The sequence below is a fragment of the Moraxella pluranimalium genome (genome assembly GCF_002014825.1).
Classification (GTDB): domain Bacteria; phylum Pseudomonadota; class Gammaproteobacteria; order Pseudomonadales; family Moraxellaceae; genus Moraxella; species Moraxella pluranimalium.
Genome location: NZ_MUYU01000009.1, coordinates 174,908 through 198,315 on the forward strand (window position 1 = coordinate 174,908; position 23,408 = coordinate 198,315).

General features: G+C 47.4%; 17 protein-coding genes and 1 CRISPR repeat array. Of the genes, 3 read left to right on the forward strand and 14 right to left on the reverse strand.

What is annotated here, in order from left to right:
• Positions 1-49 precede the first annotated feature (49 nt).
• A CRISPR array of direct repeats spans positions 50-6,122; the repeat unit is 32 nt; unit sequence GTTTCAACACACGCTCCCGCATGGGGAGCGAC.
• A gap of 177 nt (positions 6,123-6,299) precedes the next feature.
• The 10 genes from cas2 to glnE all read right to left on the reverse strand — a co-directional run bounded on the left by cas2 (position 6,300) and on the right by glnE (position 18,707).
• Positions 6,300-6,593 (reverse strand): CRISPR-associated endonuclease Cas2, encoded by a 294-nt coding sequence (cas2, locus tag B0680_RS04480; protein WP_078253857.1) that lies wholly within the window; start codon positions 6,591-6,593, stop codon positions 6,300-6,302.
• A 4-nt stretch (positions 6,594-6,597) separates the two neighbouring features.
• Positions 6,598-7,611: a type I-C CRISPR-associated endonuclease Cas1c gene (gene cas1c / locus B0680_RS04485; protein ID WP_078253859.1), complete on the reverse strand. Its 1,014-nt coding sequence runs from the start codon at positions 7,609-7,611 to the stop codon at positions 6,598-6,600.
• Between the two features lie 39 nt (positions 7,612-7,650).
• Entirely contained in the window at positions 7,651-8,295 is a 645-nt protein-coding gene (gene cas4, locus B0680_RS04490) for a CRISPR-associated protein Cas4 (protein WP_078253918.1), read from the reverse strand.
• A gap of 36 nt (positions 8,296-8,331) precedes the next feature.
• Positions 8,332-9,183: a type I-C CRISPR-associated protein Cas7/Csd2 gene (gene cas7c / locus B0680_RS04495; protein WP_078253860.1), complete on the reverse strand. Its 852-nt coding sequence runs from the start codon at positions 9,181-9,183 to the stop codon at positions 8,332-8,334.
• A 5-nt stretch (positions 9,184-9,188) separates the two neighbouring features.
• Positions 9,189-10,976, reverse strand: a complete 1,788-nt coding sequence (gene cas8c, locus B0680_RS04500; protein WP_078253862.1) for a type I-C CRISPR-associated protein Cas8c/Csd1 — start codon at positions 10,974-10,976, stop codon at positions 9,189-9,191.
• Positions 10,973-11,617, reverse strand: coding sequence for a type I-C CRISPR-associated protein Cas5c (cas5c, locus tag B0680_RS04505; RefSeq protein WP_078253863.1), 645 nt, complete (start codon positions 11,615-11,617; stop codon positions 10,973-10,975). Before cas5c ends, cas8c begins: the two co-directional genes overlap by 4 nt.
• A 187-nt stretch (positions 11,618-11,804) precedes the next feature.
• Entirely contained in the window at positions 11,805-14,348 is a 2,544-nt protein-coding gene (locus tag B0680_RS04510) for a CRISPR-associated helicase/endonuclease Cas3 (protein ID WP_078253864.1), read from the reverse strand.
• A 70-nt stretch (positions 14,349-14,418) separates the two neighbouring features.
• Complete coding sequence (locus tag B0680_RS04515) at positions 14,419-14,601, reverse strand: oxidoreductase-like domain-containing protein (RefSeq protein WP_078253867.1); 183 nt, start codon at positions 14,599-14,601, stop codon at positions 14,419-14,421.
• A gap of 98 nt (positions 14,602-14,699) precedes the next feature.
• Positions 14,700-15,632 (reverse strand): branched-chain amino acid transaminase, encoded by a 933-nt coding sequence (locus B0680_RS04520; protein ID WP_078253868.1) that lies wholly within the window; start codon positions 15,630-15,632, stop codon positions 14,700-14,702.
• 225 nt (positions 15,633-15,857) lie between these two features.
• Complete coding sequence (gene glnE, locus B0680_RS04525) at positions 15,858-18,707, reverse strand: bifunctional [glutamate--ammonia ligase]-adenylyl-L-tyrosine phosphorylase/[glutamate--ammonia-ligase] adenylyltransferase (RefSeq protein ID WP_078253870.1); 2,850 nt, start codon at positions 18,705-18,707, stop codon at positions 15,858-15,860.
• Positions 18,708-18,863: 156 nt separating this feature from the next.
• Between glnE and tusD the strand changes: the two genes are divergently transcribed.
• The 3 genes from tusD to B0680_RS04540 are packed head-to-tail and all read left to right on the forward strand — an operon-like array spanning position 18,864 to position 19,916.
• On the forward strand, positions 18,864-19,253 hold the full coding sequence (gene tusD / locus B0680_RS04530; RefSeq protein ID WP_078253871.1) for a sulfurtransferase complex subunit TusD: 390 nt from the start codon (positions 18,864-18,866) through the stop codon (positions 19,251-19,253).
• Between the two features lie 9 nt (positions 19,254-19,262).
• Complete coding sequence (locus B0680_RS04535; protein ID WP_078253872.1) at positions 19,263-19,568, forward strand: hypothetical protein; 306 nt, start codon at positions 19,263-19,265, stop codon at positions 19,566-19,568.
• 24 nt (positions 19,569-19,592) lie between these two features.
• Complete coding sequence (locus tag B0680_RS04540) at positions 19,593-19,916, forward strand: TusE/DsrC/DsvC family sulfur relay protein (protein WP_078253874.1); 324 nt, start codon at positions 19,593-19,595, stop codon at positions 19,914-19,916.
• Positions 19,917-19,992: 76 nt separating this feature from the next.
• Here B0680_RS04540 and B0680_RS04545 read toward each other — a convergent pair whose 3' ends face one another.
• Genes B0680_RS04545 through B0680_RS04560 form a run of 4 tightly spaced genes read right to left on the reverse strand, consistent with a single transcriptional unit; the run spans position 19,993 to position 23,304 of the window.
• Positions 19,993-20,331, reverse strand: a complete 339-nt coding sequence (locus B0680_RS04545; RefSeq protein WP_078253875.1) for a 5-carboxymethyl-2-hydroxymuconate Delta-isomerase — start codon at positions 20,329-20,331, stop codon at positions 19,993-19,995.
• A 39-nt stretch (positions 20,332-20,370) separates the two neighbouring features.
• On the reverse strand, positions 20,371-20,907 hold the full coding sequence (locus B0680_RS04550) for a tRNA (cytidine(34)-2'-O)-methyltransferase (RefSeq protein WP_078253877.1): 537 nt from the start codon (positions 20,905-20,907) through the stop codon (positions 20,371-20,373).
• 16 nt (positions 20,908-20,923) lie between these two features.
• Positions 20,924-22,102 carry a radical SAM family heme chaperone HemW gene (gene hemW / locus B0680_RS04555; RefSeq protein ID WP_078253879.1) on the reverse strand — a complete coding sequence of 393 codons (1,179 nt, stop codon included), beginning with the start codon at positions 22,100-22,102 and terminating at the stop codon, positions 20,924-20,926.
• Complete coding sequence (locus B0680_RS04560; RefSeq protein WP_078253919.1) at positions 22,099-23,304, reverse strand: DEAD/DEAH box helicase; 1,206 nt, start codon at positions 23,302-23,304, stop codon at positions 22,099-22,101. Before B0680_RS04560 ends, hemW begins: the two co-directional genes overlap by 4 nt.
• Positions 23,305-23,408: the final 104 nt, after the last annotated feature.

Below are 23,408 nucleotides of genomic sequence, written 5' to 3' on the forward strand. Positions count from 1 at the left end.
GCATGGGGAGCGACTTTGTGGGACGTTTGATAATACTGACGTGACGTGCGTTTCAACACACGCTCCTGCATGGGGAGCGACTATCGAGATTTTCAATTTTTGGTGTACGACGATGGGTTTCAACACACGCTCCCGCATGGGGAGCGACAACTGAACGATGGTGCATCTATCACTTCAGAAAGTGTTTCAACACACGCTCCCGCATGGGGAGCGACTTTATGATCTATGCCAAAGCGGGCAAAGGCGATATGTTTCAACACACGCTCCCGCATGGGGAGCGACTATCGTGCCTAGACCTACCTTAAAGGCAGGCACATGTTTCAACACACGCTCCCGCATGGGGAGCGACGCGTGAAAAAACCGCCAATTAAGGCGGTTAAAATGGTTTCAACACACGCTCCCGCATGGGGAGCGACTTGATGATGTGGTCAGCTTCGAGCATGGATGGGGCGTTTCAACACACGCTCCCGCATGGGGAGCGACTCTCATCACCGTCTAAATACACTTCATCACGGGTGTTTCAACACACGCTCCCGCATGGGGAGCGACGTGTATTATAGATTGGGGCGTGGTGGTAGTCAAGCGTTTCAACACACGCTCCCGCATGGGGAGCGACGCCCTTTGTATTACCTAGATAATAGCTTGTTACGTTTCAACACACGCTCCCGCATGGGGAGCGACTTGAGATTTTTGGGTTTTGTTGGTTGGTTCGTGCGGTTTCAACACACGCTCCCGCATGGGGAGCGACCTTACCCCCCCGACATCGCCGACCCCACGAAAAATGGTTTCAACACACGCTCCCGCATGGGGAGCGACGCCCCCAAAACACAAAATAGGAGTTAATAAAATGTTTCAACACACGCTCCCGCATGGGGAGCGACTGGCGATTCAGCAGGCGATCGCCTTTGCTGCTGCGTTTCAACACACGCTCCCGCATGGGGAGCGACTGGCAAAGGCTTGCTCTAGGGGTGTTTTGGTCATGTGTTTCAACACACGCTCCCGCATGGGGAGCGACATGACTTTTTAAAAATAATGGCGTGCCTTTTTTTGTTTCAACACACGCTCCCGCATGGGGAGCGACTTCTAAATTTCGCAGGATTTTGCGAAAAATCTTAAGTTTCAACACACGCTCCCGCATGGGGAGCGACGCAAAAAGCCCATTGGGTGCGACCAATGGGCTGTTTCAACACACGCTCCCGCATGGGGAGCGACGGTATGGCGATTGCGAGCTTTAAACGGCGAATACACGTTTCAACACACGCTCCCGCATGGGGAGCGACAGGTCAGCTCGTCAGTCAGTATAATGATTGGGTTGTTTCAACACACGCTCCCGCATGGGGAGCGACACCAGCACAAGCCAAGCTCATGCCGTACTTACGGTTTCAACACACGCTCCCGCATGGGGAGCGACATTATCAGGATGGACGCTTAGTTTTTATGCCGCTTGTTTCAACACACGCTCCCGCATGGGGAGCGACTGAAACAGTACGACAAACTAGCTTATCGTAGAGCCGTTTCAACACACGCTCCCGCATGGGGAGCGACTTATTTGGGAATTTTATTTTTGGTGGGATTTTGTGGTTTCAACACACGCTCCCGCATGGGGAGCGACACACCCCTACTATCTAACCAAAGGAGACTAAATGTTTCAACACACGCTCCCGCATGGGGAGCGACCGCAGACAATCCTGCGACTACTAGCACAGGAAGATGTTTCAACACACGCTCCCGCATGGGGAGCGACGTCACTAGCTACTAAGTAGCTACTAAGGGTTTAGGTTTCAACACACGCTCCCGCATGGGGAGCGACATGTCATCACCGTCTAAGTACACTTCATCACGGGTGTTTCAACACACGCTCCCGCATGGGGAGCGACACGGCACAGGGTGTTGGGTATTACTTCGCCTGATTGTTTCAACACACGCTCCCGCATGGGGAGCGACGTAGGGTAAACAACAAGTCTTCAATACTGTAACATTGTTTCAACACACGCTCCCGCATGGGGAGCGACCAAAATTAATCATTTGGATTACTCCTTTGTTGGTGTTTCAACACACGCTCCCGCATGGGGAGCGACGGACTTACAGAAAATACCGTGTGCCTTTTTTTGTTTCAACACACGCTCCCGCATGGGGAGCGACACAGTTACTTTACATACCTAGATGATGACCTAGCGGTTTCAACACACGCTCCCGCATGGGGAGCGACTTTCGGCGTAAAGAAACGCATGAGGAATGTAGATGTTTCAACACACGCTCCCGCATGGGGAGCGACTTGGCACGGTGGGTACGGGCTACAGCCAAGCACCTGTTTCAACACACGCTCCCGCATGGGGAGCGACGCATATACTATGATGGCGTGATATTGCACCTAACCGTTTCAACACACGCTCCCGCATGGGGAGCGACTGCAATTCTTTTCCAAGTAAAATTATCCAGACCAGTTTCAACACACGCTCCCGCATGGGGAGCGACGACGGCATCATGAGCGTGCCAAAGTCAGGCACTTGGTTTCAACACACGCTCCCGCATGGGGAGCGACCATCGAGCAATGGAGCGGTATTTGTGCGAGTGAGGTTTCAACACACGCTCCCGCATGGGGAGCGACCTCAATAAAAAATGCTTGCAAAATCATAAAGTTATGTTTCAACACACGCTCCCGCATGGGGAGCGACCAGAAACGAGTAGATTATATAAATCTAGGATATGTTTCAACACACGCTCCCGCATGGGGAGCGACGTTAGTACAGCGTTATCACGCTACACTGGGTATAGTTTCAACACACGCTCCCGCATGGGGAGCGACCGCCTTTGTTTCTGTCTTTACATAACTTTACAATCAGTAGTTTCAACACACGCTCCCGCATGGGGAGCGACAAAAGCCCCTGCATTGCAAGGGCTTGATTTTAAATGTTTCAACACACGCTCCCGCATGGGGAGCGACGCTTGGCAAATCAAAGACTTACAGACTTTTTTACGTTTCAACACACGCTCCCGCATGGGGAGCGACCGATAACCGTCGCCATAGCGCCAATGTTCATCGGGTTTCAACACACGCTCCCGCATGGGGAGCGACATGAGCGGATATAGCAATCCTGCTCGCCATCGTTGTTTCAACACACGCTCCCGCATGGGGAGCGACTTGCACATTCTTAAAGGTTTCATACTGGCCTTCGTGTTTCAACACACGCTCCCGCATGGGGAGCGACGCAAGGGTAAGCTTGAACTGATGGAGCTTGAGTATGTTTCAACACACGCTCCCGCATGGGGAGCGACCATCAGCCTTGGCGTAAATTTTGTGATTGCTAATGTTTCAACACACGCTCCCGCATGGGGAGCGACATTGTCATTGGGCGGTGTGCGGGCGTTATCGTGGCGTTTCAACACACGCTCCCGCATGGGGAGCGACACAAGGGGGTCTATTGTATGCGTAACTTTTCATGGTTTCAACACACGCTCCCGCATGGGGAGCGACGTGGAGCTTGTACAGCCTAGCTCAATATTGTGATGTTTCAACACACGCTCCCGCATGGGGAGCGACATAGGGATAGCTCGTGAGCTTGCACTATTGCGTGAGTTTCAACACACGCTCCCGCATGGGGAGCGACATCTCAATCTGTACGCCATCAATTCTGCGTACAGGTTTCAACACACGCTCCCGCATGGGGAGCGACGGTTATCCTGCATCATCTATTAGCTAAGACTATGTTTCAACACACGCTCCCGCATGGGGAGCGACCGGTATCGAGTGCATCCAAATCACCCGCCATATGTTTCAACACACGCTCCCGCATGGGGAGCGACACGATAAAGCCACCAACATCACGCTCGCCGTACAGTTTCAACACACGCTCCCGCATGGGGAGCGACGTGATATTATGGATTTGCATATTGGCAAGCCAAGGTTTCAACACACGCTCCCGCATGGGGAGCGACGATTTGCCTGATTTTGAGCGTGTCGATGACTGGTGGGTTTCAACACACGCTCCCGCATGGGGAGCGACGTTTGTTTCACGAGACGGGCGAACTGCAGTATGATGTTTCAACACACGCTCCCGCATGGGGAGCGACAGGGTTTCTAAATCATGCTCTAAGTTGTAAGACGGTTTCAACACACGCTCCCGCATGGGGAGCGACGCGGTATCGAGTGCATCCAAATCACCCGCCATATGTTTCAACACACGCTCCCGCATGGGGAGCGACAGACTATCAAAACTATGATATAATATCAAACAAGTTTCAACACACGCTCCCGCATGGGGAGCGACGGTGCTAATCAGACGGCTAAAGCGATGGCGGATAGTTTCAACACACGCTCCCGCATGGGGAGCGACCTGAAGGCTTTGTGATTATGTTGACGACCATGTCGTTTCAACACACGCTCCCGCATGGGGAGCGACTCATCAGCGTGGCAAGGCATTGTCAGTATTGCGTCGTTTCAACACACGCTCCCGCATGGGGAGCGACAGCCGATATAGCGCTTGACGCTAGTATCACCGCTGTTTCAACACACGCTCCCGCATGGGGAGCGACCTCATAAAATTATCCGATTAGGCTAGATGCAGGAGTTTCAACACACGCTCCCGCATGGGGAGCGACAAGGTGCGTTCAATACCCACTTCACAACTTGTATGTTTCAACACACGCTCCCGCATGGGGAGCGACATGAAGTTTATCATATTGATGACTTGTATTACTGTGTTTCAACACACGCTCCCGCATGGGGAGCGACGGCTTTTTTTCATTCAACCTTAAGGACTTGTTATGTTTCAACACACGCTCCCGCATGGGGAGCGACAGGCAAAAAACAAAGTCGAAATCAGCTTTGGCAAGTTTCAACACACGCTCCCGCATGGGGAGCGACTCCAGCACGGCTCGAGTATGAGATGCGACTCAAAGTTTCAACACACGCTCCCGCATGGGGAGCGACACTGCAAGGGCTTTTTGCATGGCAAACAAACGATGTTTCAACACACGCTCCCGCATGGGGAGCGACTATATGCGGATGCCAATCATCTGCTACACATGGGTTTCAACACACGCTCCCGCATGGGGAGCGACGAAGATGCGCTTGATACTGCCAAAAATAAGTCAGTTTCAACACACGCTCCCGCATGGGGAGCGACGACTGGCACCAGCGGTAAAATAAGGAGCAAACGATGTTTCAACACACGCTCCCGCATGGGGAGCGACTCGATAGGCGGTTTTTTATTGGGTGTTTAAAAATGTTTCAACACACGCTCCCGCATGGGGAGCGACAGGGTTTCTAAATCACGCTCTAAGTTGTAAGTTGAGTTTCAACACACGCTCCCGCATGGGGAGCGACGTGGATAGATTTGTTCCACTTGTCAAATTCGTTCGGTTTCAACACACGCTCCCGCATGGGGAGCGACTTTGGGTATTGTGTTTTTTACTTTTTAGGTATAGTTTCAACACACGCTCCCGCATGGGGAGCGACAAGTGCGTTGGCGTAAAGACGATGGCAACTGGCAGTTTCAACACACGCTCCCGCATGGGGAGCGACTGAGTACTCATCTGTTGACTTTGCGAGCCTACTATGTTTCAACACACGCTCCCGCATGGGGAGCGACGGCAAAAATATCACCGATGCTAATCTCACCGCTGTTTCAACACACGCTCCCGCATGGGGAGCGACGCCATCGGCGAAAATGAAAACACCATCGCTTCGTGGTTTCAACACACGCTCCCGCATGGGGAGCGACTGACCTTGATTTGTCGGATAAACACATCAAAAGGATGTTTCAACACACGCTCCCGCATGGGGAGCGACGCGATCGCCTTTGCGGCAGCGAACCCGTTCCCGATGTTTCAACACACGCTCCCGCATGGGGAGCGACGGGACACCATCAAGGCTAAGGCAATCGAAGTCTGGTTTCAACACACGCTCCCGCATGGGGAGCGACTATGGCGATGCTTGAGTACAAACTTAAAATCCGTGTTTCAACACACGCTCCCGCATGGGGAGCGACTGACTTGTGTCAATTATACGGATAAGTACTATCAGTTTCAACACACGCTCCCGCATGGGGAGCGACATACATGCTCAGTCATCGAATGGTAATGCCAATGGTTTCAACACACGCTCCCGCATGGGGAGCGACTGCCATCATTGCAATGGCAGTATTTTCAAGGCTTGACGATAACAAAATCGCTAAAGCCAAGCCCCAAAAACATCCTTATTGTAGATGATTTTATTTTTGTTTTCAATTGTTAAATAATTCAAAGGCTTAGCTCATCGCCAACCCTCCGGCAAATCCATGACAACCGCCCATTAGCGATTAGACAATCAGCACATCTTGAAAGACATCCACCGCAGGTTTTGCTCCATGATGCTCCACCTTGCGTCGCCATTTACTTCCTAGATGATAAAAACGCAAGCTATCCACCTTTGGGTCATAAGTTTTTAGCAATTTATTCTTAAGAACCACCCACTGATCGGGCGTTACATCACATTCAAATACTGAATACTGCGCTCTCACGCCATAATCTAGACAATGCTTAGCGATTTGGCGAAGTCGTTTCGCTCCCGCTTTATCGTCTAGCGATATATCATAAGTAATTAACATCATCATAAGATTATCTCATCAAAAATGGTGGATAATGCGCCAAATCACCCCGCAAATGTCTTGCTAGTAGCATGGCTTGAATATGGGGTAATAAGCCGATTTCTACTTCTTCTTTTAGATATGGATGAATGATTTTTTCTTGTTTTTTGGCTTGTAAGGCTTGAAATACCAACTTTCTGGCATCTGGCTTAAGATTGACCGCGCCGCTAGCTTCGGTGGTAAAATCATCAAGCTTGAGCTGTCCACGATTAACCAAAGTCAGCACCAATCTATCCACCCACCATGCACGAAACTCTTCCAAAATATCCTGCGCCAAACTATCTCGCCCCGGTCTATCAGCGTGCAAAAATCCCACTTGCGAATCAAGCCCAACCCCTTGCAATGCCCCGCTAATATCCTTACCTACAATACTATAAAGCAATGATAATAAGGCATTTATTTCATCTTTTGGCGGTCTGCGATTACGCCCATGAAACACAAACCCTGTATCTTTGCCAATCAAATGGTGAAACACCGCAAAATAATTTGCCGCCGCTTCACCCTCAATACCCCGAATTTCATCAAGGCTTTGAGTATTTTGTAATCTTAACAGTCCATTATTCAGACATTGAATTGCCTGACCAATTTCAGCAATCTCGCCATGATTTCTTTGTCTGCGTTGTAGCACTCGTTTGGACGCTTGGATTTTGGCAGCGATGATATGCCGTGCAATTGGTACAGGGTTTTGTTCGGACAATCGATATTGCGCCCGCCTTAGCAGCACATTACCACTTTGTCGCCCCTGCAAACGCCCCAAAAATCGCCCATTTTCGGTAAAAAATGCCAAATTGACATTATTCTCACCGCAAAACCCCATCAAAAACGGCGACACCAACACATTGCCAAAACAAAAGATATGCCCGATGGAATGTACCGGTAACTGTGCTATCTTTTTGCGTTCATGCTCCACCACCAGCGTTTCCCGCTCCTTATGCAGATAACTGCCCTGCGTGGTGATATATAAGGTGTTTTGAAGTTTACGCACAATTAAATCCTTATTAATTATAATTATTCACTTGAATTATCAGTCTTCCCCAAACAACCCCGCCACATAGCCCACCGACCTATCTTTTTGCAATAGCTTTGGTTGACACAGCTCTATGAGTGAGCACGCCTTACAGCGTTTGTCATAATTAGGCAATGGCGTTTGTCCACTTGTCAAAAGTGCCTTGACTTGATAAATCACAGTAAGTGTTTGCTCTCTTAGCGTATCGGTAAACACCACCGGTACACGATGACGAGTTTGCATATACCACAATGCCCCTTCGCTGATGGTTTGCCCTGTCATTTCTTCTAGGCACAACGCTTGAGCACATAGCTGAATTTCATCAAATGGCTCGGGTTTTGGCTTGCCACGCTTATATTCCACAGGATACAGTCGCCCTGTGGACAATTCGCATTCCACCATATCAATAACACCACTTAGCCCCAATTTGTCGGCAGATACGTGCACGCTACGCTCAAAACGCACACCTTGGCGAGTTTCGGGCTCACCGCTATCCACTCGCCTATGCAAGGCTTGACCTTGTGCAGTCAGATAATTTTCTGCCCATGCTTGTTCATTGTGAATTAACGCACATTGGCGTGGGCAGAAGGCATAATGCTGCAAAGCAGAGAGTAAAATGGGTCTTTGCTCTCTGCTTTGTGGTGTTGCTAGATTAATTGGCATATCAACCATAAGTCAAAAACCATCAATCAAGCACAATTAACCCAAGTGGCGGTGTAAAGTTGTCGCCCCTAGATTGCTATCATCAACCGTTACCGCATAGTCATCAAAGCTACGCACAGTATCCACGCCTGCTTTTTTGACAACCGTAATGCGTCTAAATAGACTATCGGCAGGAGCATCACCCAAACTATTGCTATGCTCAAACACATACAACCCACGAGCCGTCATCTGTCCACGAGCTGCCGAATGGTCATGGTCAAACATATTGATAAGTGCCTGCCACAATAGTACCAAATCATCATCGCCAAAACCTGTCTGCTTGGCAAAATGAGCCGACACAAAGCCATGACAACGATACAATCCATAAGGTACGGTAAACTTACGCCCCATCGTGCGATTATCCCCTGTTTCGCTAGCGTCTTTTTCGTTGGTTACTGCCATACGAGTGATGCTATGCTCAAGCGTGATAATCGGGTCAATAGAGCGTGAAAAGGTCAGCTGAACAGGGCCACGCACTTGACCTGCATTTTTGCCTGTGGTCATCACCGCCCCAAAGGTACGAATATCATAGTAGCGTTGGCACATATATTGGCGTGCCGCTTCGGTTTTGTCGCCTTTTTCTTTGGCTTTGACACTTTCTTGCTCGTGCGCTTCGTCAATCAGTTGGTTCAAAATCCCCTTTTCGCGGATAAAAATATCATGCGTTTGGGCATCTTGGGTCATCTGTACAAAATTACGCACCTTGCGTTTTAGACAGACATCAGTCACCAGCCCCATGCCTGTTTCTGGGTCAATGCGTGGCAAGTTGCCTGCATCAGGGTCGCCATTTGGATTGCCATCTTGCACATCAAACAAAAATACAAAATCGTAGCGTTTTTCGATAGTCATCTGAATTACTCCTTGTCAGCGTCAGTAGATTTGACATAAAAATCTTGTTTTTGATGATAATAGCCAATAGAAAACAGCCCTTGTTGGTTGATATTCAAATGGCTTGGAAATTGGTTAATCTTGGCAATGATTTCTTGTTGCAATTTTTCCAAATTTACTCGTCTGCCGATATTGCCAATCTTTGCCAAATGATGTTTTGATAAGCGTATCAATGTGCCAAATACCGAAATCGGTGTACTACTTGCCGAACCAAAATACCGCTCGCCGATGGTGGCGTTTAGGTTAGGATTGGCTTCTTCTTGGATTTTTTCAAGCACAGCAAATAGCCTGCCTAATAGATAGCCAATATCTTCACGAGATTTATCCAAACTCATATCAAGCTCCTTGATGTGTGATAAACTGCCACAACGGACAGCACGATTTAAATAAGCTTTAATCAGGCACGCTCGCCCATGCGTGATTTTTTGCTCTGCTTTGTTGCGACGCAATGCCAGCTGGAGCAGTCCTACCGACAAAGGGCGGTTATTCAATACGCTTTGGGTCACGCTTGCAATCAAATCAGGGGGGAGATTTTCCAATTTGCCATCTAGCACCAAATTACCCAACAAGCGTGGCAATGGCATAAAAGGCGGATAGGGCGAGTTTTCGCCACGCACCATCTGCAAATCATCATACCATGTGGCGATATTTTCGGACAATGCCGCCACTGTCGTTTCATGCCAAAACCGCACCACGATACGAGCAGAGTTGGGCGATAGTCCAAGCACATAAAATTTGTCTTTAGCATTTGGTTCTTTATACACGCCTTTATATAAGCTTCTATAAAGCCCCTTGACTTCATCAATATGAGCATTGGGATTGTCTTTGATACCGTTTATCAAAATAGACACTTTGGTCTCAAGCGGTGTTGGTTTTTGAGCCCAGCATACCGCTGTCACATCCCCCACACGAAAGCGATTATCGCTATCTAATAACATATTTAACGCTGTGGTGTATTCAAACATTGCCTGCTCACCCACAGGAAAAATATATCCTTGCTGTTTGCCGTAGGACTCAAACGCTGACAAATTCACCGAAGTAAATGGCGAAGGCTTGGCATTCACTCCTTTGATGGCATTATGCAAGCGGGCAATGGTGGTTTTTTGTCCTGTTACCAAGCAAATACCCGCCTGCCCTGCGGTGCTTGTTTCTTGTTTTTGGCTCGATAAATAAGCTTGCACGCTTTTTGATTGGCAAACCAAATCACGCACTTCACTTACCAAGCGAAAACTTAGATTACACCCTTTGATTTTAAAGCACTCTGCCCAATTATCCGACTGAACAACCTTGTTGATTTCATCAGCATTTGCCAAAAACCGCTTGACCGCTAGCACTCCCACATCATCGCTGATGGCATGATGTAGCTCATCTACCACTTTGATAAAGCTATGATGTTGGTTGTCCGCCAAGGTTTGATTTTTGGCGACTTCGCTGGCGATTTGCTCTGGGTCTTTTTTGGCAACGCCATCTACTTCCTTTGCTACACCTAACACATAGCCATAATGGTCCCATAAGATATTGCTCACTTCATAGGACTTAGCACCACTACGCCCAAGCCCCTTGGGTACTAAAAATTTGCGTCCGACCTTCTTTTTACCCTGAGTTTCTCGGGTGTCTTCAAGTTGAACAAACCTACCTTGTTCATCAATGACAATGATAAAGGGTAGTTCTTTATATTCAAAACCTTCGGGAGCAACATCCCCGCCCAAGCTTGCCATACGCTGATAATACTGGGTTAATGCGTGTAAAATCATCGCAAAATCTCCTTGCTGTCGCTAGCAGGTACGACAATCACGCCATCCACCGCCTGACAATGATAAAACATCGGCTCAGCATGATTGGAGTCTCGTGGTGCAGACTTGCTATAATCCATGTCATAAAGCATCAAGCCAAAATCTTGGGTGATTGCTTCTCGTGGCAACCCTTCATCAGCACGCTCAAGCAGTCTAAAATCACAGGCAAATTCACGACAGCCCAAATATGGCTGATGAAAATACTGCCCCCGACTAGCCCGACGACGAAACATCTCCACAAATTTAGTGCGGTTGTCACCTTCACCTGCTTCGTCAGTCAGCTCAAAATCGGCGTGGATGCGATAAGCAACATCTTTGAGTAGCATGGATGCACGCTGTTGGCGACCATCTTCGATATAGACCCCTTGGCTACGCTCGCTCATCTTGGTGCCTAGCTCATTGCGTCGTAAATTTACCCATTGAATTGGTTTTAGGATTTCTATCTTTTGTACTCGCCAGCGTATGGCCGGCTTCCAAAGAATTGCCATCAGAATATTACGTGCTGCTGACGGGGTGATGACAGGATAACTCACCCGCTCTACCTTGAGTTCAGGTCGTGTAAAACACGCATAATCACCGCTGATTTCTAGGATAAAACTCATGTATTCTCCTTTTGTATATTCTATGAAGCTATATTAGATAATTTTGTTTTCTTAGTCAAGTATGATAATGATAAATTTGTTATAATACCCGCTTGGATAATGATCCAGTCAACCGCCCTGCGTGGTTGTGTGTTGAAACTATGATGCTATATTTAGCAGACAAAACGCCCCTATCTAGGGGCGTTTATCATAAGACACACTCACTTGGTGATAGGATGCTATCATCTGTCATTAATCCAAACTTATCATCATAATATCCCGTATCCAGCACCAACAAGCCTGCGCGCTCAAACACTGCCCCTTTGGGTAATTTTGCCAATTCATGCTCATATACAGTGATGGTGTAGCGTTGCAATTGACGATAGACCCACTTATGCTTAAGTGGATCACTTTGTAAATAACTAAACCATGTCTCAAAAGGCTCAGGCAGTGCCAAATCCTGCGACACTGCACCCCAAGAGCCAAAATCATCTTCAGCTTGATTGAAATCATCCAAATTTTGACTGTCGGTAGGTCGATATTGCAATTCATCGAGTATTGATTGCCACCGATCCATCGGCTGGTCTGCCAAATACTGCTCAAAAAATGCCTGCAGTTGTGTGGATTTGACAATTTTTGGGGGATTATCCTGCCAAGCTAATGGCACAAACGGCACAACCAGTGCCACACCTTGATTATCAATCAAGCGAAATTTCTCTGCAGCACTACGAAATTTGATTGCCAAAGGGTTTTGCTCTGAGATTTGCGCTGTCAAATCATCAGTGATTTTGTATTTATCCACCACACCTTTGGCGCGAAAACGGCGAAAATACTCGCTGATTGTCTGTGGTGAAAATGGATCCACCAATAGCCCTGCCGTCAGCATCTCTTCGGTGATGTCTTGACCTTGTTTTAGGCTGCCTGTAGGTGCGCCTTGCTCAGCACGAAAAACCACCACATTACCAAGCTTTGGCAATTTCCCTTCTCGATTGCACCGACCTGCGGTCTGAATAATACTATCCAATCCCGCCATCGCTCGATACACCATAGGAAAATCCACATCCACACCTGCTTCAATAAGCTGTGTACTCACCACCCACAAGGGTTTATGCAATCCACCTTGATGATAGGCTTGCAAATAGTGGCGTATCAGGGCAATCACTTGAGTGCGGTGTGTGGCGCACATATTAGCAGATAAATGCAACTTGATACCATCGTCAGGCAGAGCATCGAACAACAAACGAGCGTGTCGGCGAGTATTAACCACCGCCAGTACACAATCATGACCAGCAATATCACTCGCAACCTGCTGCCAAGTCTGTTTTGGTGCATCCATCTTGGGTAGGTGAATATGTACACGCTGTAGCTGCTTTGCCAAAGCCGCCTTGTCATGGACAATCTCATGCACGCCATCCAGACCCTGCATATCCATTCGCCCAAAGGTATCCACTTCTTTGCCCAGCTCTGGCTGTGTGGCGGTACACAATACAAAGGTTACGCCAAAATCCCTAGCCAATACGCGCATCATATCAGTGATTGGCTTTTGAAACTCTCTTGGCAATTGTTGTGCTTCATCTAGAATAATGATGCTGTCAGCAATATTATGAATTTTGCGGCAACGGCTGGTGCGACTGGCAAACAAACTTTCAAATAATTGCACATTGGTGGTTACGATAAGCGGTGCGTCCCAATTTTCGGTTGCAAGGCGATTTTTGGCGGTTTCATTGCCTTCTTGACTATCTAAATTGCTGTGGTGTTCCAGCACTACGTCTTTGTCAAAAATTTTGCGAAACACATCGGCATTTTGTTCAATAATGCTGGTAAAGGGAATGGCGTAGATAATGCGTTTTTTGCCAAATTTCAGCGCGTGTTTTAATGCAAAGCCCAAGCTTGCCAAAGTTTTGCCACCACCTGTTGGTACGGTTAGACTGAATAAGGATTTATCAAGTTCAGCAGCCCAAAAACATTGTTGTAAAATTTCAGCACGTTTTTGATTGGTAAGGAGATTTTGGTCGGCTTTTTGCGCTAAATTTGCCATATATTGCACATACTGTTCGTGCAATTCGGTTAAGCTAGGCAATGTTGGACGAATGCCATAGGCTTTGGCTTCATCGGCATTGGTAAACCCATGCATAAAACTTTCTGTATCCAGAAAATCTGCATCCACCAAGCAAGAAAAGAGAAAGCGTAGCCAAATATGCATCTCGCCCAACACATTGTCACTTTGGGCAAAAACCTGACCAAATTGAGCAACCAATCCATCTTCATCAAACTGCAATAATTCGCTTGCTTTTTGTGATTGTGCCACACCAGCAAGAGCGGCAGCAAGTTCATCATCCGCCTTCTGCAACCTATCTTTGAGGCTACCCTTATCATGCCAATCTGCAAGCCCTGCATGATGGCCTGCGATTAAATACGCCAACAAATGCCCCAACAAAGGGTCAAGGTGGATGGTGGCATATTTTGCCCCTGCGGTAGAATGGGGGCGTTTGGTAGGCTTGCTACTTTCTACATCTTCAAGATGAGCGTTTTCTTTGTCAAATCCTGTCGCCTGTTTGATGTATTCTTGAAAAACCTGCTGAAATTTACCCAAATCATGCCACAACCCTGCATAATGAGCAAACAACGCACCCCGACTGCCTGCAAATCTGACTGCCAACTGAGCAACTTTAGTCAGATGATCCTGCAAAGCATGAACATACCAATCTCCCTGTATATCATGACGAATATGTGCAATATGTATGTTCTGCATACAAAGCCTCTTTTCATTGATTTACAATTAACTCACCAGCCAAACAACTAAGTCAGCCCAGCTTATTGATTTACACTCCTTGCAAAGCTTTGAATTGCTCAAGCCTTCTTTGCTGCTCATCATACGCCTGCTTATCTCGCTGATAAATCTCATACACACAAAAATCCCCACATTCACTCCCACAACATTCCCAGTCTTCAGGATAGTCAGGCTTGGGTAATAATACTTCATTAAATACTTGAGTTTCGCTCATGGTTGACTCCTTTTTTGTTTCATTATAACAAAATTTTCCATAAAAAACGCCCAAACCCGCATGGATTTGAGCGCTTGTAAGCCAAATAACTTTGCAGATTATTCATCCACAAAGGTCAGCCAGTGCTTGTACTGCTCATTACGACCTTGCACCACATCGAAATATAGCGTTTGTAGTTTTTCGGTGATTGGGCCACGACCGCCGTTACCGATGGTGCGATCATCATATTCACGGATTGGCGTCACTTCTGCCGCTGTACCAGTCATAAAGATTTCATCTGCCAAATAGAACTCGTCACGAGTGATGCGACGCTCAACCACCTTGATGCCTAAATCTTGGGCAAACTGGATAATCGTGCGACGAGTGATACCGTCAAGTGCACCACCTGCCAAGTCAGGCGTGTGTAGCTCGCCATTTTTTACCAAGAATAGGTTTTCGCCTGAACCTTGGCAGACATAACCTTGTGGATCCATCAAGATTGCTTCATCATAGCCATTACGAGTCACTTCTTGGTTGGCTAGGATAGACACAGGATAGTTGCTGGCCGCTTTGGCTTTACACATGGTGACGTTTGGATGATGGTGCGTGTAGCTTGAAGTTTTGACGCGGATACCGTTTTTGATACCATCTTCACCCAAATACGCACCCCAGTGCCATGCCGCGACAGCTGCATGGATGGTGTTATCTTTGGCAGCGATGCCTAGTTTTTCAGAACCAACCCAAATCAGTGGGCGAATATAGGCTGATGCCAAACCATTTTCACGCACGACATCTTTTTGGGCTTGGCATAGCTCATCAAAGCTATAAGTGCAGTTGAGCTGAAAGATTTTTGCTGAATTTAGCAGACGCTCGGTGTGCTCTTGTAGGCGGAAAATCGCTGTGCGACCATCAGGCGTCTGATAAGCACGCACGCCTTCAAATACCGCCAAGCCATAGTGCAAGCTGTGGGTTAGTACATGAACTTTTGCTTCAGGTTGCTCAACCAAAGCACCGTCTAGCCATAGTTTACCTTGTTGGGTAGCCATACTCATAGCAGTTTCCTTATTTTAAGATAAAATTCATACAGTATCACCATTTTATCATAAATAATCAATTCCTAAAATTTATGACAAAATGACAACATCATCTAAATGGTTTGGATTATAGCATTGTTAATGGCGTTTGTAACGCTTTTTTGGTATCAAATTCTTGCAATTTTTATGATTGGATGATTGGATTTTCTTACCAATCCACCGCCATCATGCCAATTGCGCTCATTAACCACCCAATCCGCCATCGCTTGCCACCGCATCATCACCCAAGACATCTTGCCACACATCACGGACAAAGCGGCGCAGTTCATGCCACTCTTCATCATCGACGATGGTTTTTTGTTCAGACAGGGCAAGTTCGTGGGTTTTTTTGCGCAAGTCCAGATAAGCTTGGGTCAGTCGCTCACAGCGATAGACATCCCAAATCTGCGCCTTGCCCATTTCTTCAAAAATCCGCACATTATCCGGCCAAATTGCTAGCGTCGGATAGTCATGCGACAAGCTTAGCACCATAAACTGCGCCAAAAATTCGATATCCACCAGCCCGCCAAAGTCTTGTTTGATATGAAATTGCTCGCCATCCGTGCCGTGACGAGTGGCAGGCTTTGTACCCAGATGCGTTTGCATTTTTTGGCGCATCTCAATCACATCACTACGTACCTGCGCCGTATCACGCTTGGCGGTCAGTACTTTTTTGCGGATGCGGTCAAATTCTGTCAGCACCTTTTCATCGCCAATCAAGCCACGAGCACGCACCAGTGCCTGATGCTCCCATGCCCACGCTTTTTCGTCTTGATACATCTCAAAGGCATGAGTTGAAATCACCGCCACGCCCGCATTGCCCGATGGACGCAGGCGAGTATCAATCTCATAAGCACGGCCATCACGGGTCTGGGTAGCCAGATAAGTCATCAGCTTTTGGATAAGTCGTGCGGCAAATTTCATACCGCTGATGGGTTTTTCGCCATCGGTTTCGCCCTTTTCATCAATGCGATGCAAAAATACCAAATCCAAATCCGATGCATAACTCATCTCAAGACCGCCAAGCTTGCCATAGCCGACGATGGCAAAGCCACAGTCATCCACACCCGCTCGCTCACCATTTTGAAGTAGCGGAAAGCCATGCTTAGCTGTCAGCTCATCAAAAGCACGATAAAGCGCAGATTCTAGCACCACTTCAGCAATAAAGGTTAGACTATCAGACACCTTCATAATATGGCGTAGCCCAAGCACATCCGCTGTCGCCACCGCCAGCACTTGAGTCTTTTTAAATAGGCGAATGGCAGACAAATAACCTTCATCGTCAAATGGCTCAACACGCAGTAAGCTTTGGCGTAAAATATCGGTCAGCTCGCTCTTGTCAGGCAGATGTAGATAGCGTTTTTGCAAGAAAGTATCAAGCAAAACTGGATAATGTGCTAATTCTTTGGCAATCCACGGACTGGCTGTCAGCATCGGAATGAGTCGCACGGTGGCATCAGGGTTTTCGGTCAGCATCACCAGATAAATCGAGCGACGGCAAATCGCTTCGAGCAGCGCAATCAATCGTGGTAGCGCCGTCATCGCCGACTGCACACCATCCATCTGCGCATGGGTCAATAATGCGTGCAAAATAATCGGATACGCCTGCGACAGTCGCTCTTTTGAGACATCATCGAGCGAGCCGACCAGTCGTGAATTCATAAATTCATCCAACTGCGCCATCGCATCATCGCCCAAAGTCTCATGTAGCGAGTCGCCGATTTGCTTGGCGTTTAGGCTTTCTTGCTTGGGCGATTGACGGTCGGTCACCATCCGCCCAAACGGACGGCTGACATTTTGGCGATGCGCATCGAGCACCGAGCGAAACGATGTTACAGACTCAAAGCCGAGCGTCTTAGCGATGGCAAGTAATTCATCACTATCGCTTGGCAGTCGCTGTGACTGATGGTCGTGGCGTGCTTGGATGGCGTGCTCAAGGCGACGCAAGAACCGATATGCCGATGACAACTGCTTACTTTCTTCGGCATCGATATAGCCAAGCTCAGTCAGCACCTGCATACACTCAAGACAAGCAGGATGCTCAGCGATACGCACATGATGCCCACCATAAATCAGCGCAAACGCCTGCACGATAAACTCAATATCACGAATACCACCCACGCCAAGCTTAACATTATCAAGGTCTTGACGCTGTGTCTGCTGATTGATAATCATCGCTTTCATCTCACGCAGTGCACTAAAGGCACTGTAATCGATGTAATAACGATGAACGAAGTTTTTAGTAATTTGGCGTAATTGCGTCGCAAATTCATCACTGATGTGGTTCACCACACGGGCTTTTAGCCAAGCAAATCGCTCCCATGTACGCCCATGCTGATTAAAATATTTCTCAAGCGCCTGTAAATGCAGCACCAGTGGCGAGCCATCACCCCACGGACGCAGACGCATATCGACACGGAACACAAAGCCATGCTCGGTGTTTTCATCAAGCAGCTTAATCACCCCACGACCCAAATCACGCATGAATTTATGGCTATCGATGCACTTTTTGCCATCGGTATCGCCATTATCAATATGCACAAAAATCAAATCAATATCGCTTGATAAATTGAGCTCTCGTGCGCCAAGCTTACCCATCGCAATGATGGCAAGCTCGTCTTTAATTTGCTTGGTTTTACGGCGAATGATGGGGTCGCCATAGCGAATGGTTAATTTATGATAAACAAAATCTTTTGAAAATTCGATACAACTATCGGCAAAGTCCGACAGCTCACGGGTCAAATCTTCAAGCGTAATCACCGCCAAAGCATCTTGCCAAATCCATTTAAGCATCAAAAATTTACGCAGTTCACGAAGCCCTTTCATCACCATGTCTTCATTAATGCTGTCTAAATAATTGGTCGTGCCAAGTCCCACAAAGCGACGCACTAAAGCATCAAAATCCGCTCGAGCCATCGGTGTACCAAAGCCAAATTCACCCAAAAACGCCTGCGCACGCTCGGTGTGCTTTTGATAAATTTGCAGTGCAAAGGGGCTAGCAAGCGCCAAAATATCCAGCTGTTCTTGGTTGGGGATAAAATCAAATGAGCTCATGAACACCATCTCTTTAGCTACACCCTTGTAGCACAAATCCAAATTTGACTTATTTTACACCAAAATTTGCGTTATAATAAGTCAATGCTTTGATTATTTATGACAAAGTCATTTATAACAAAACCATTATATCATTCTATTATATCATATTTACTTATGCCTATATCAAAAATTCTAATACTCATCACCGCATCGCCGCACACACATAAAGCGAAGCTTGCCCTAGCCGATGCCGAAGCTCGCTTGGCAAAAGGTGAATCAGTGTCGGTGTTTTTTTATGGTGATGGGGCAGCCACCGCCAATCGCTTGATGTGGCAAACCGCCGATGTGCCAAGTATTCGTGATGGCTGGGCAGCATTATCCGAGCAGTATCAGCTTGATTTGCCCGTCTGTGTCAGCACGGCTCTCGCTCGGGGTATTACTGATAGTGAGAATGCCAAACGACACGGGCTCGATAGTGATAATCTACAAACGCCCTTTCGATTGGTTGGCTTATCCGAATTGGCACTACTCATTGATGATGGCGTGCAAGTGGTGCAGTATTAAGGATTGATAATGAAATTTTTGATAACAATTAACACCGATAGCGAGCTAATCAGCTATGAAGCCATTGCCCTAGCATTCACTTTGGCAACTTTTGACCATACTGTACAGCTATCTTTTGGTAAGCATAGCTTAACAGTACTGATGGATACATCTACTCGTATCTATGGCATGGTGCAGTCGCTTGAGCTGTATGATTTGCCATTGGCTTATCATGAATTTGGTGATGAATTTGGCAAACTAAATCCTGCCATTCAAGCGGTATTGACGACAGGCGCGCCTGTGCTTGATGACTATGACACCGTGCTGACTTTTTAAGATAAATAATAAATAGATAATAAAATGACAGAACAGCTATTATTACTTGATGACGATGGGCATTTGCTCAATCATTTGGATTGGACGCCTGCGGTTGCGCAGACGCTGGCTGATACGCTTGATGTGACACTGACCGATGAGCATTACCAAATCCTAGCCCAAGTGCGTGCTTTTTTTGAGACTTATCATCACAGCCCTGCCACACGCCCGTTGATTAAGCATCTGATGAATACTTTGCCTGCGCTTGATATTAGCAATCAAAAACTACAAGCACTGTTTAACACAGGTCTGGTCGCTCGCCATGTCAATCGCATTGCAGGCTTGCCAAAACCACCTAATTGTTTGTGATAATGTCGTTTAATTAGTGTGAAATTATATCAAACAAAGGGCTATGTCAAACACCTTGTCAAAGACAAATTGGCACTTAGCCCTTTAAATACCCTGCCAAATCCACGACTTCCACGCCGTATTGGATATCTGGATTATCCGCTGATAGCAAGTTTTTGAGCGCCGTCATCACACACTCGGCAAGGTTTGCCTTAATCTCATCGCTACGCCCTGCCATGATAGCGACTTTGACATACACAAAGCCCTGTGGCATTGTACCGTCACCCACTAGGCAAAACTCGGGGCGATACAGGCGAGATTTGATATCAGACAGACGAAAAACACCGCTATCGTCCAGCGCTTGATTGACAGCGGTTAGCACAGCTTGTTCGCTCGCTTTGACACTTGGCGCAAGCTCGATGATGACTTGTGGCATGGTATTTTCCTTTATATATCAATTACTTATCTATCTTGACTATCTAGAAGTTGGCTTATGATAGCCGACACTTTGCCCAACATCACCGACAAAGCCAAGCTGACGCCACACTTCATACAGACAAATCGAGACACTATTGGCAAGGTTTAGGCTACGAGATTGTGGTAGCATCGGTAGCCGTAGCCAATTATCCGCACCGATATCAGCACGCACATCGTCAGGCAGACCGTCAGTCTCTGAACCGAACACCACCGCCACACCGCAGGCATCGCTTTGACCATCTAGCCCAAAATCATAGTCATAAAACGGTCGGCTAAACTTGGTCGTCATCGCCACAAATCGGCTGACGCCTGTTGCCTGCAATACCGCTTTGGCACTCGCCCAATCTTCGTGCACCTGTAGATTGGCGTATTCATGATAATCAAGTCCCGCACGCTTAAGCTTGGTATCATCGAGCTCAAAGCCCAACGGCTTGATAAGATGCAACTGCGCACCCGTATTGGCACATAGGCGAATGATATTGCCTGTGTTATTGGGGATTTTTGGAGAAAATAGAACGATATGAATTAAGCTCATAATAATTTAGATAAATTTATAAAAACTGGCTCACCAGATGATTGACATAACGAAAGCCCAATGCCGTCGGTGCAATCACAAGTGGGTCAAATACCATCAAGCCTTGATGCTGTAGTGGCATCATCTCATTATCAATGGTACTGACAAATAGCCCTGTACGCTCTTCAAACACTTGTGTCGTCGTGCCCTGTCTTAGGCGTAGGGCATTCATCATAAATTCAAAAGGTAGATTTTCTTGGGCGACAGCTTCAAAATTCACCATCTTTGGTGCACCATCATAGTTTAGATAATCTTTTGGTAGGCGAGATTTTTGAAACCGATAAATGCCATCTGCCAAATCCGCCTGATGAGCGACCGTGACCTTGCCATGCGCGCCTGCACCGATGGCAAGATAATCGCCAAATTGCCAATAGTTCATATTGTGCCGACAAGCCGTATCCGCACGCCCCGCCCATGCACTGACTTCATAATTATCAAATCCGTGCTGTGTCAATACATCACGCCCAGCTGTCTCAATGGCTTCCATCGTCTCTTCATCAGGTAAATCAGGTGGCGTGCGATGAAAAGCAGTATTGGGCTCAATGGTCAGCTGATACCATGAAATGTGCGTTGCACCTGCATTGATGGCGGTGGTGATGTCATGCACGGCAAGGCTTGGCGTTTGATTGGGTAGCCCATACATCAAATCAGCATTGACCCGCTCAAAGCCTGCTTGTTTTGCCTTAATGATGGCACTGATGGCCTGTTCAGGATTGTGGATACGCCCAAGCACCGATAAGGCTGTGCCATCAAAGCTTTGCACGCCAATGGATAGGCGATTAATGCCGATGGCAAGATAGTCTTCAAATGGTGCGTGCTCAAGCGTGCCAGGGTTGGCTTCTAGCGTGATTTCACAGTCATTGGCAAACGGTAAAATCCGTCTCAGCCCATCAAAGAGTCGTGCCATCTCAGTGATAGGCAATAGCGATGGCGTGCCACCGCCGATAAATACCGTGCCAATCTCACGATTTGCCAAAAATCGCACCTGCGATGACGCATCAGCGAGTAGTGCATCGACATAATCAGCAAATGGCGTATCGCTTGGCAGTGCGTGCGAGTTAAAATCGCAATACGGGCATTTTTTGACACACCACGGCACATGAATGTACAGCGACAATGGAATGCGTGATGGCATCAAGGTCAAATGAGGGATCATGCGCCGCCCAAATCCGCCGTGCTACGGTCTGACTCACCACCCGTTTCATCAAAATCAAACTGGCTTAGCTTGAATTTTTGATCAATATGTGACTCTAGTGCAGGCAGATTAAAGGCATCATTTTCGCTGACAAAGCTGATCGACACCCCCGTATGCCCCGCACGACCTGTACGCCCGATACGATGCACATAGTCATCTGGCATATCAGGCAAGGTAAAATTGATGACATGGGTGACATCATCGACATGGATACCACGCCCCGCCACATCGGTCGCTACTAGAATATTAACTTCACCATCTTTAAAGCGCTGTAAATAGCGTTCTCGTTTTTGCTGTGCGACATCACCGGATAGCATGGTCACATCATGATGACGGCGTAGATTGTCATACAGTCGCTTGACTTGATCCTTGCGATTAGCAAAGACGATGGCTTTTTTGACCGACTGATCGGATAGAATCTGACGCAGTGCCGTCATCTTTTCACGCTCGGTCAAGAGATAAAATTTCTGCTCAATGGCGGTATTGGTCTTAGACTCAGGCGCAATCTCAACAAAGGCAGGATGATACAGCCAGCGATACGCCAAATTCATCACATCTTGGTTGAATGTCGCCGAAAACAACAAGCTTTGGCGGTCGGTATTGGCAGGCATATGGCGTACGATACGCTTAATATCAGGGATAAAGCCCATATCCAGCATACGATCAGCTTCATCAAGCACAAAGACTTCAACACGATCCAAGAACAGCGCGCCCTTATTTACCCAGTCAATAATGCGACCCGGTGTACCAATCAGAATATCAAGCGGTCGTTTATTGATTTGTTCGGCTTGTTTATCAAAATCCGCCCCACCGGTGATGCACAGGTTATACAGCTCACTATAGCGAGTTAGCTCACGACAATCCGCCAAAATCTGCTGTGCAAGCTCTCGAGTCGGTGCAAGCACCAGAGCACGTGGCTCACCCAGATAGCGTTTTTCGTCTTTGGCAAATGGTTTTTTTAGTAGTGCTTCAATGATAGTAATCAAAAAAGTCGCTGTCTTGCCCGTGCCTGTCTGCGCCTGACCGATGGCATCTTGATTTGCCAGCGTATGTGGCAAAATCTGCGCCTGAATCGGGGTCAATTTGGCAAAATTCAGCGATTTTACCGCCTTTAATGTCGATGCCGACAAAGGCAAATCCGAAAAATGTACAAAGGCAGGCACATCAGCCTGATTTTCTACCGCCAACTGGTCGGTATCTGCTTGCAAATCAGTGGTCAAAATAGTTATCTCTTGATGCTATGGCGTTCAAGCCGTATTCGTGGGAA

What these genes read in the sequence shown, in the direction of transcription:
- B0680_RS04550 (WP_078253877.1), bottom strand. Translation starts at nt 20,907, where the DNA reads ATGAGCTTAATTCATATCGTTCTATTTTCTCCAAAAATCCCCAATAAC.
- B0680_RS04540 (WP_078253874.1), top strand. Translation starts at nt 19,593, where the DNA reads ATGACAGAACAGCTATTATTACTTGATGACGATGGGCATTTGCTCAAT.
- B0680_RS04535 (WP_078253872.1), top strand. Translation starts at nt 19,263, where the DNA reads ATGAAATTTTTGATAACAATTAACACCGATAGCGAGCTAATCAGCTAT.
- tusD (WP_078253871.1), top strand. Translation starts at nt 18,864, where the DNA reads ATGCCTATATCAAAAATTCTAATACTCATCACCGCATCGCCGCACACA.
- hemW (WP_078253879.1), bottom strand. Translation starts at nt 22,102, where the DNA reads ATGATCCCTCATTTGACCTTGATGCCATCACGCATTCCATTGTCGCTG.
- cas8c (WP_078253862.1), bottom strand. Translation starts at nt 10,976, where the DNA reads ATGATTTTACACGCATTAACCCAGTATTATCAGCGTATGGCAAGCTTG.
- B0680_RS04515 (WP_078253867.1), bottom strand. Translation starts at nt 14,601, where the DNA reads ATGAGCGAAACTCAAGTATTTAATGAAGTATTATTACCCAAGCCTGAC.
- glnE (WP_078253870.1), bottom strand. Translation starts at nt 18,707, where the DNA reads ATGAGCTCATTTGATTTTATCCCCAACCAAGAACAGCTGGATATTTTG.
- cas7c (WP_078253860.1), bottom strand. Translation starts at nt 9,183, where the DNA reads ATGACTATCGAAAAACGCTACGATTTTGTATTTTTGTTTGATGTGCAA.
- B0680_RS04520 (WP_078253868.1), bottom strand. Translation starts at nt 15,632, where the DNA reads ATGAGTATGGCTACCCAACAAGGTAAACTATGGCTAGACGGTGCTTTG.
- cas2 (WP_078253857.1), bottom strand. Translation starts at nt 6,593, where the DNA reads ATGATGATGTTAATTACTTATGATATATCGCTAGACGATAAAGCGGGA.
- cas5c (WP_078253863.1), bottom strand. Translation starts at nt 11,617, where the DNA reads ATGAGTTTTATCCTAGAAATCAGCGGTGATTATGCGTGTTTTACACGA.
- B0680_RS04510 (WP_078253864.1), bottom strand. Translation starts at nt 14,348, where the DNA reads ATGCAGAACATACATATTGCACATATTCGTCATGATATACAGGGAGAT.
- cas4 (WP_078253918.1), bottom strand. Translation starts at nt 8,295, where the DNA reads ATGCCAATTAATCTAGCAACACCACAAAGCAGAGAGCAAAGACCCATT.
- B0680_RS04545 (WP_078253875.1), bottom strand. Translation starts at nt 20,331, where the DNA reads ATGCCACAAGTCATCATCGAGCTTGCGCCAAGTGTCAAAGCGAGCGAA.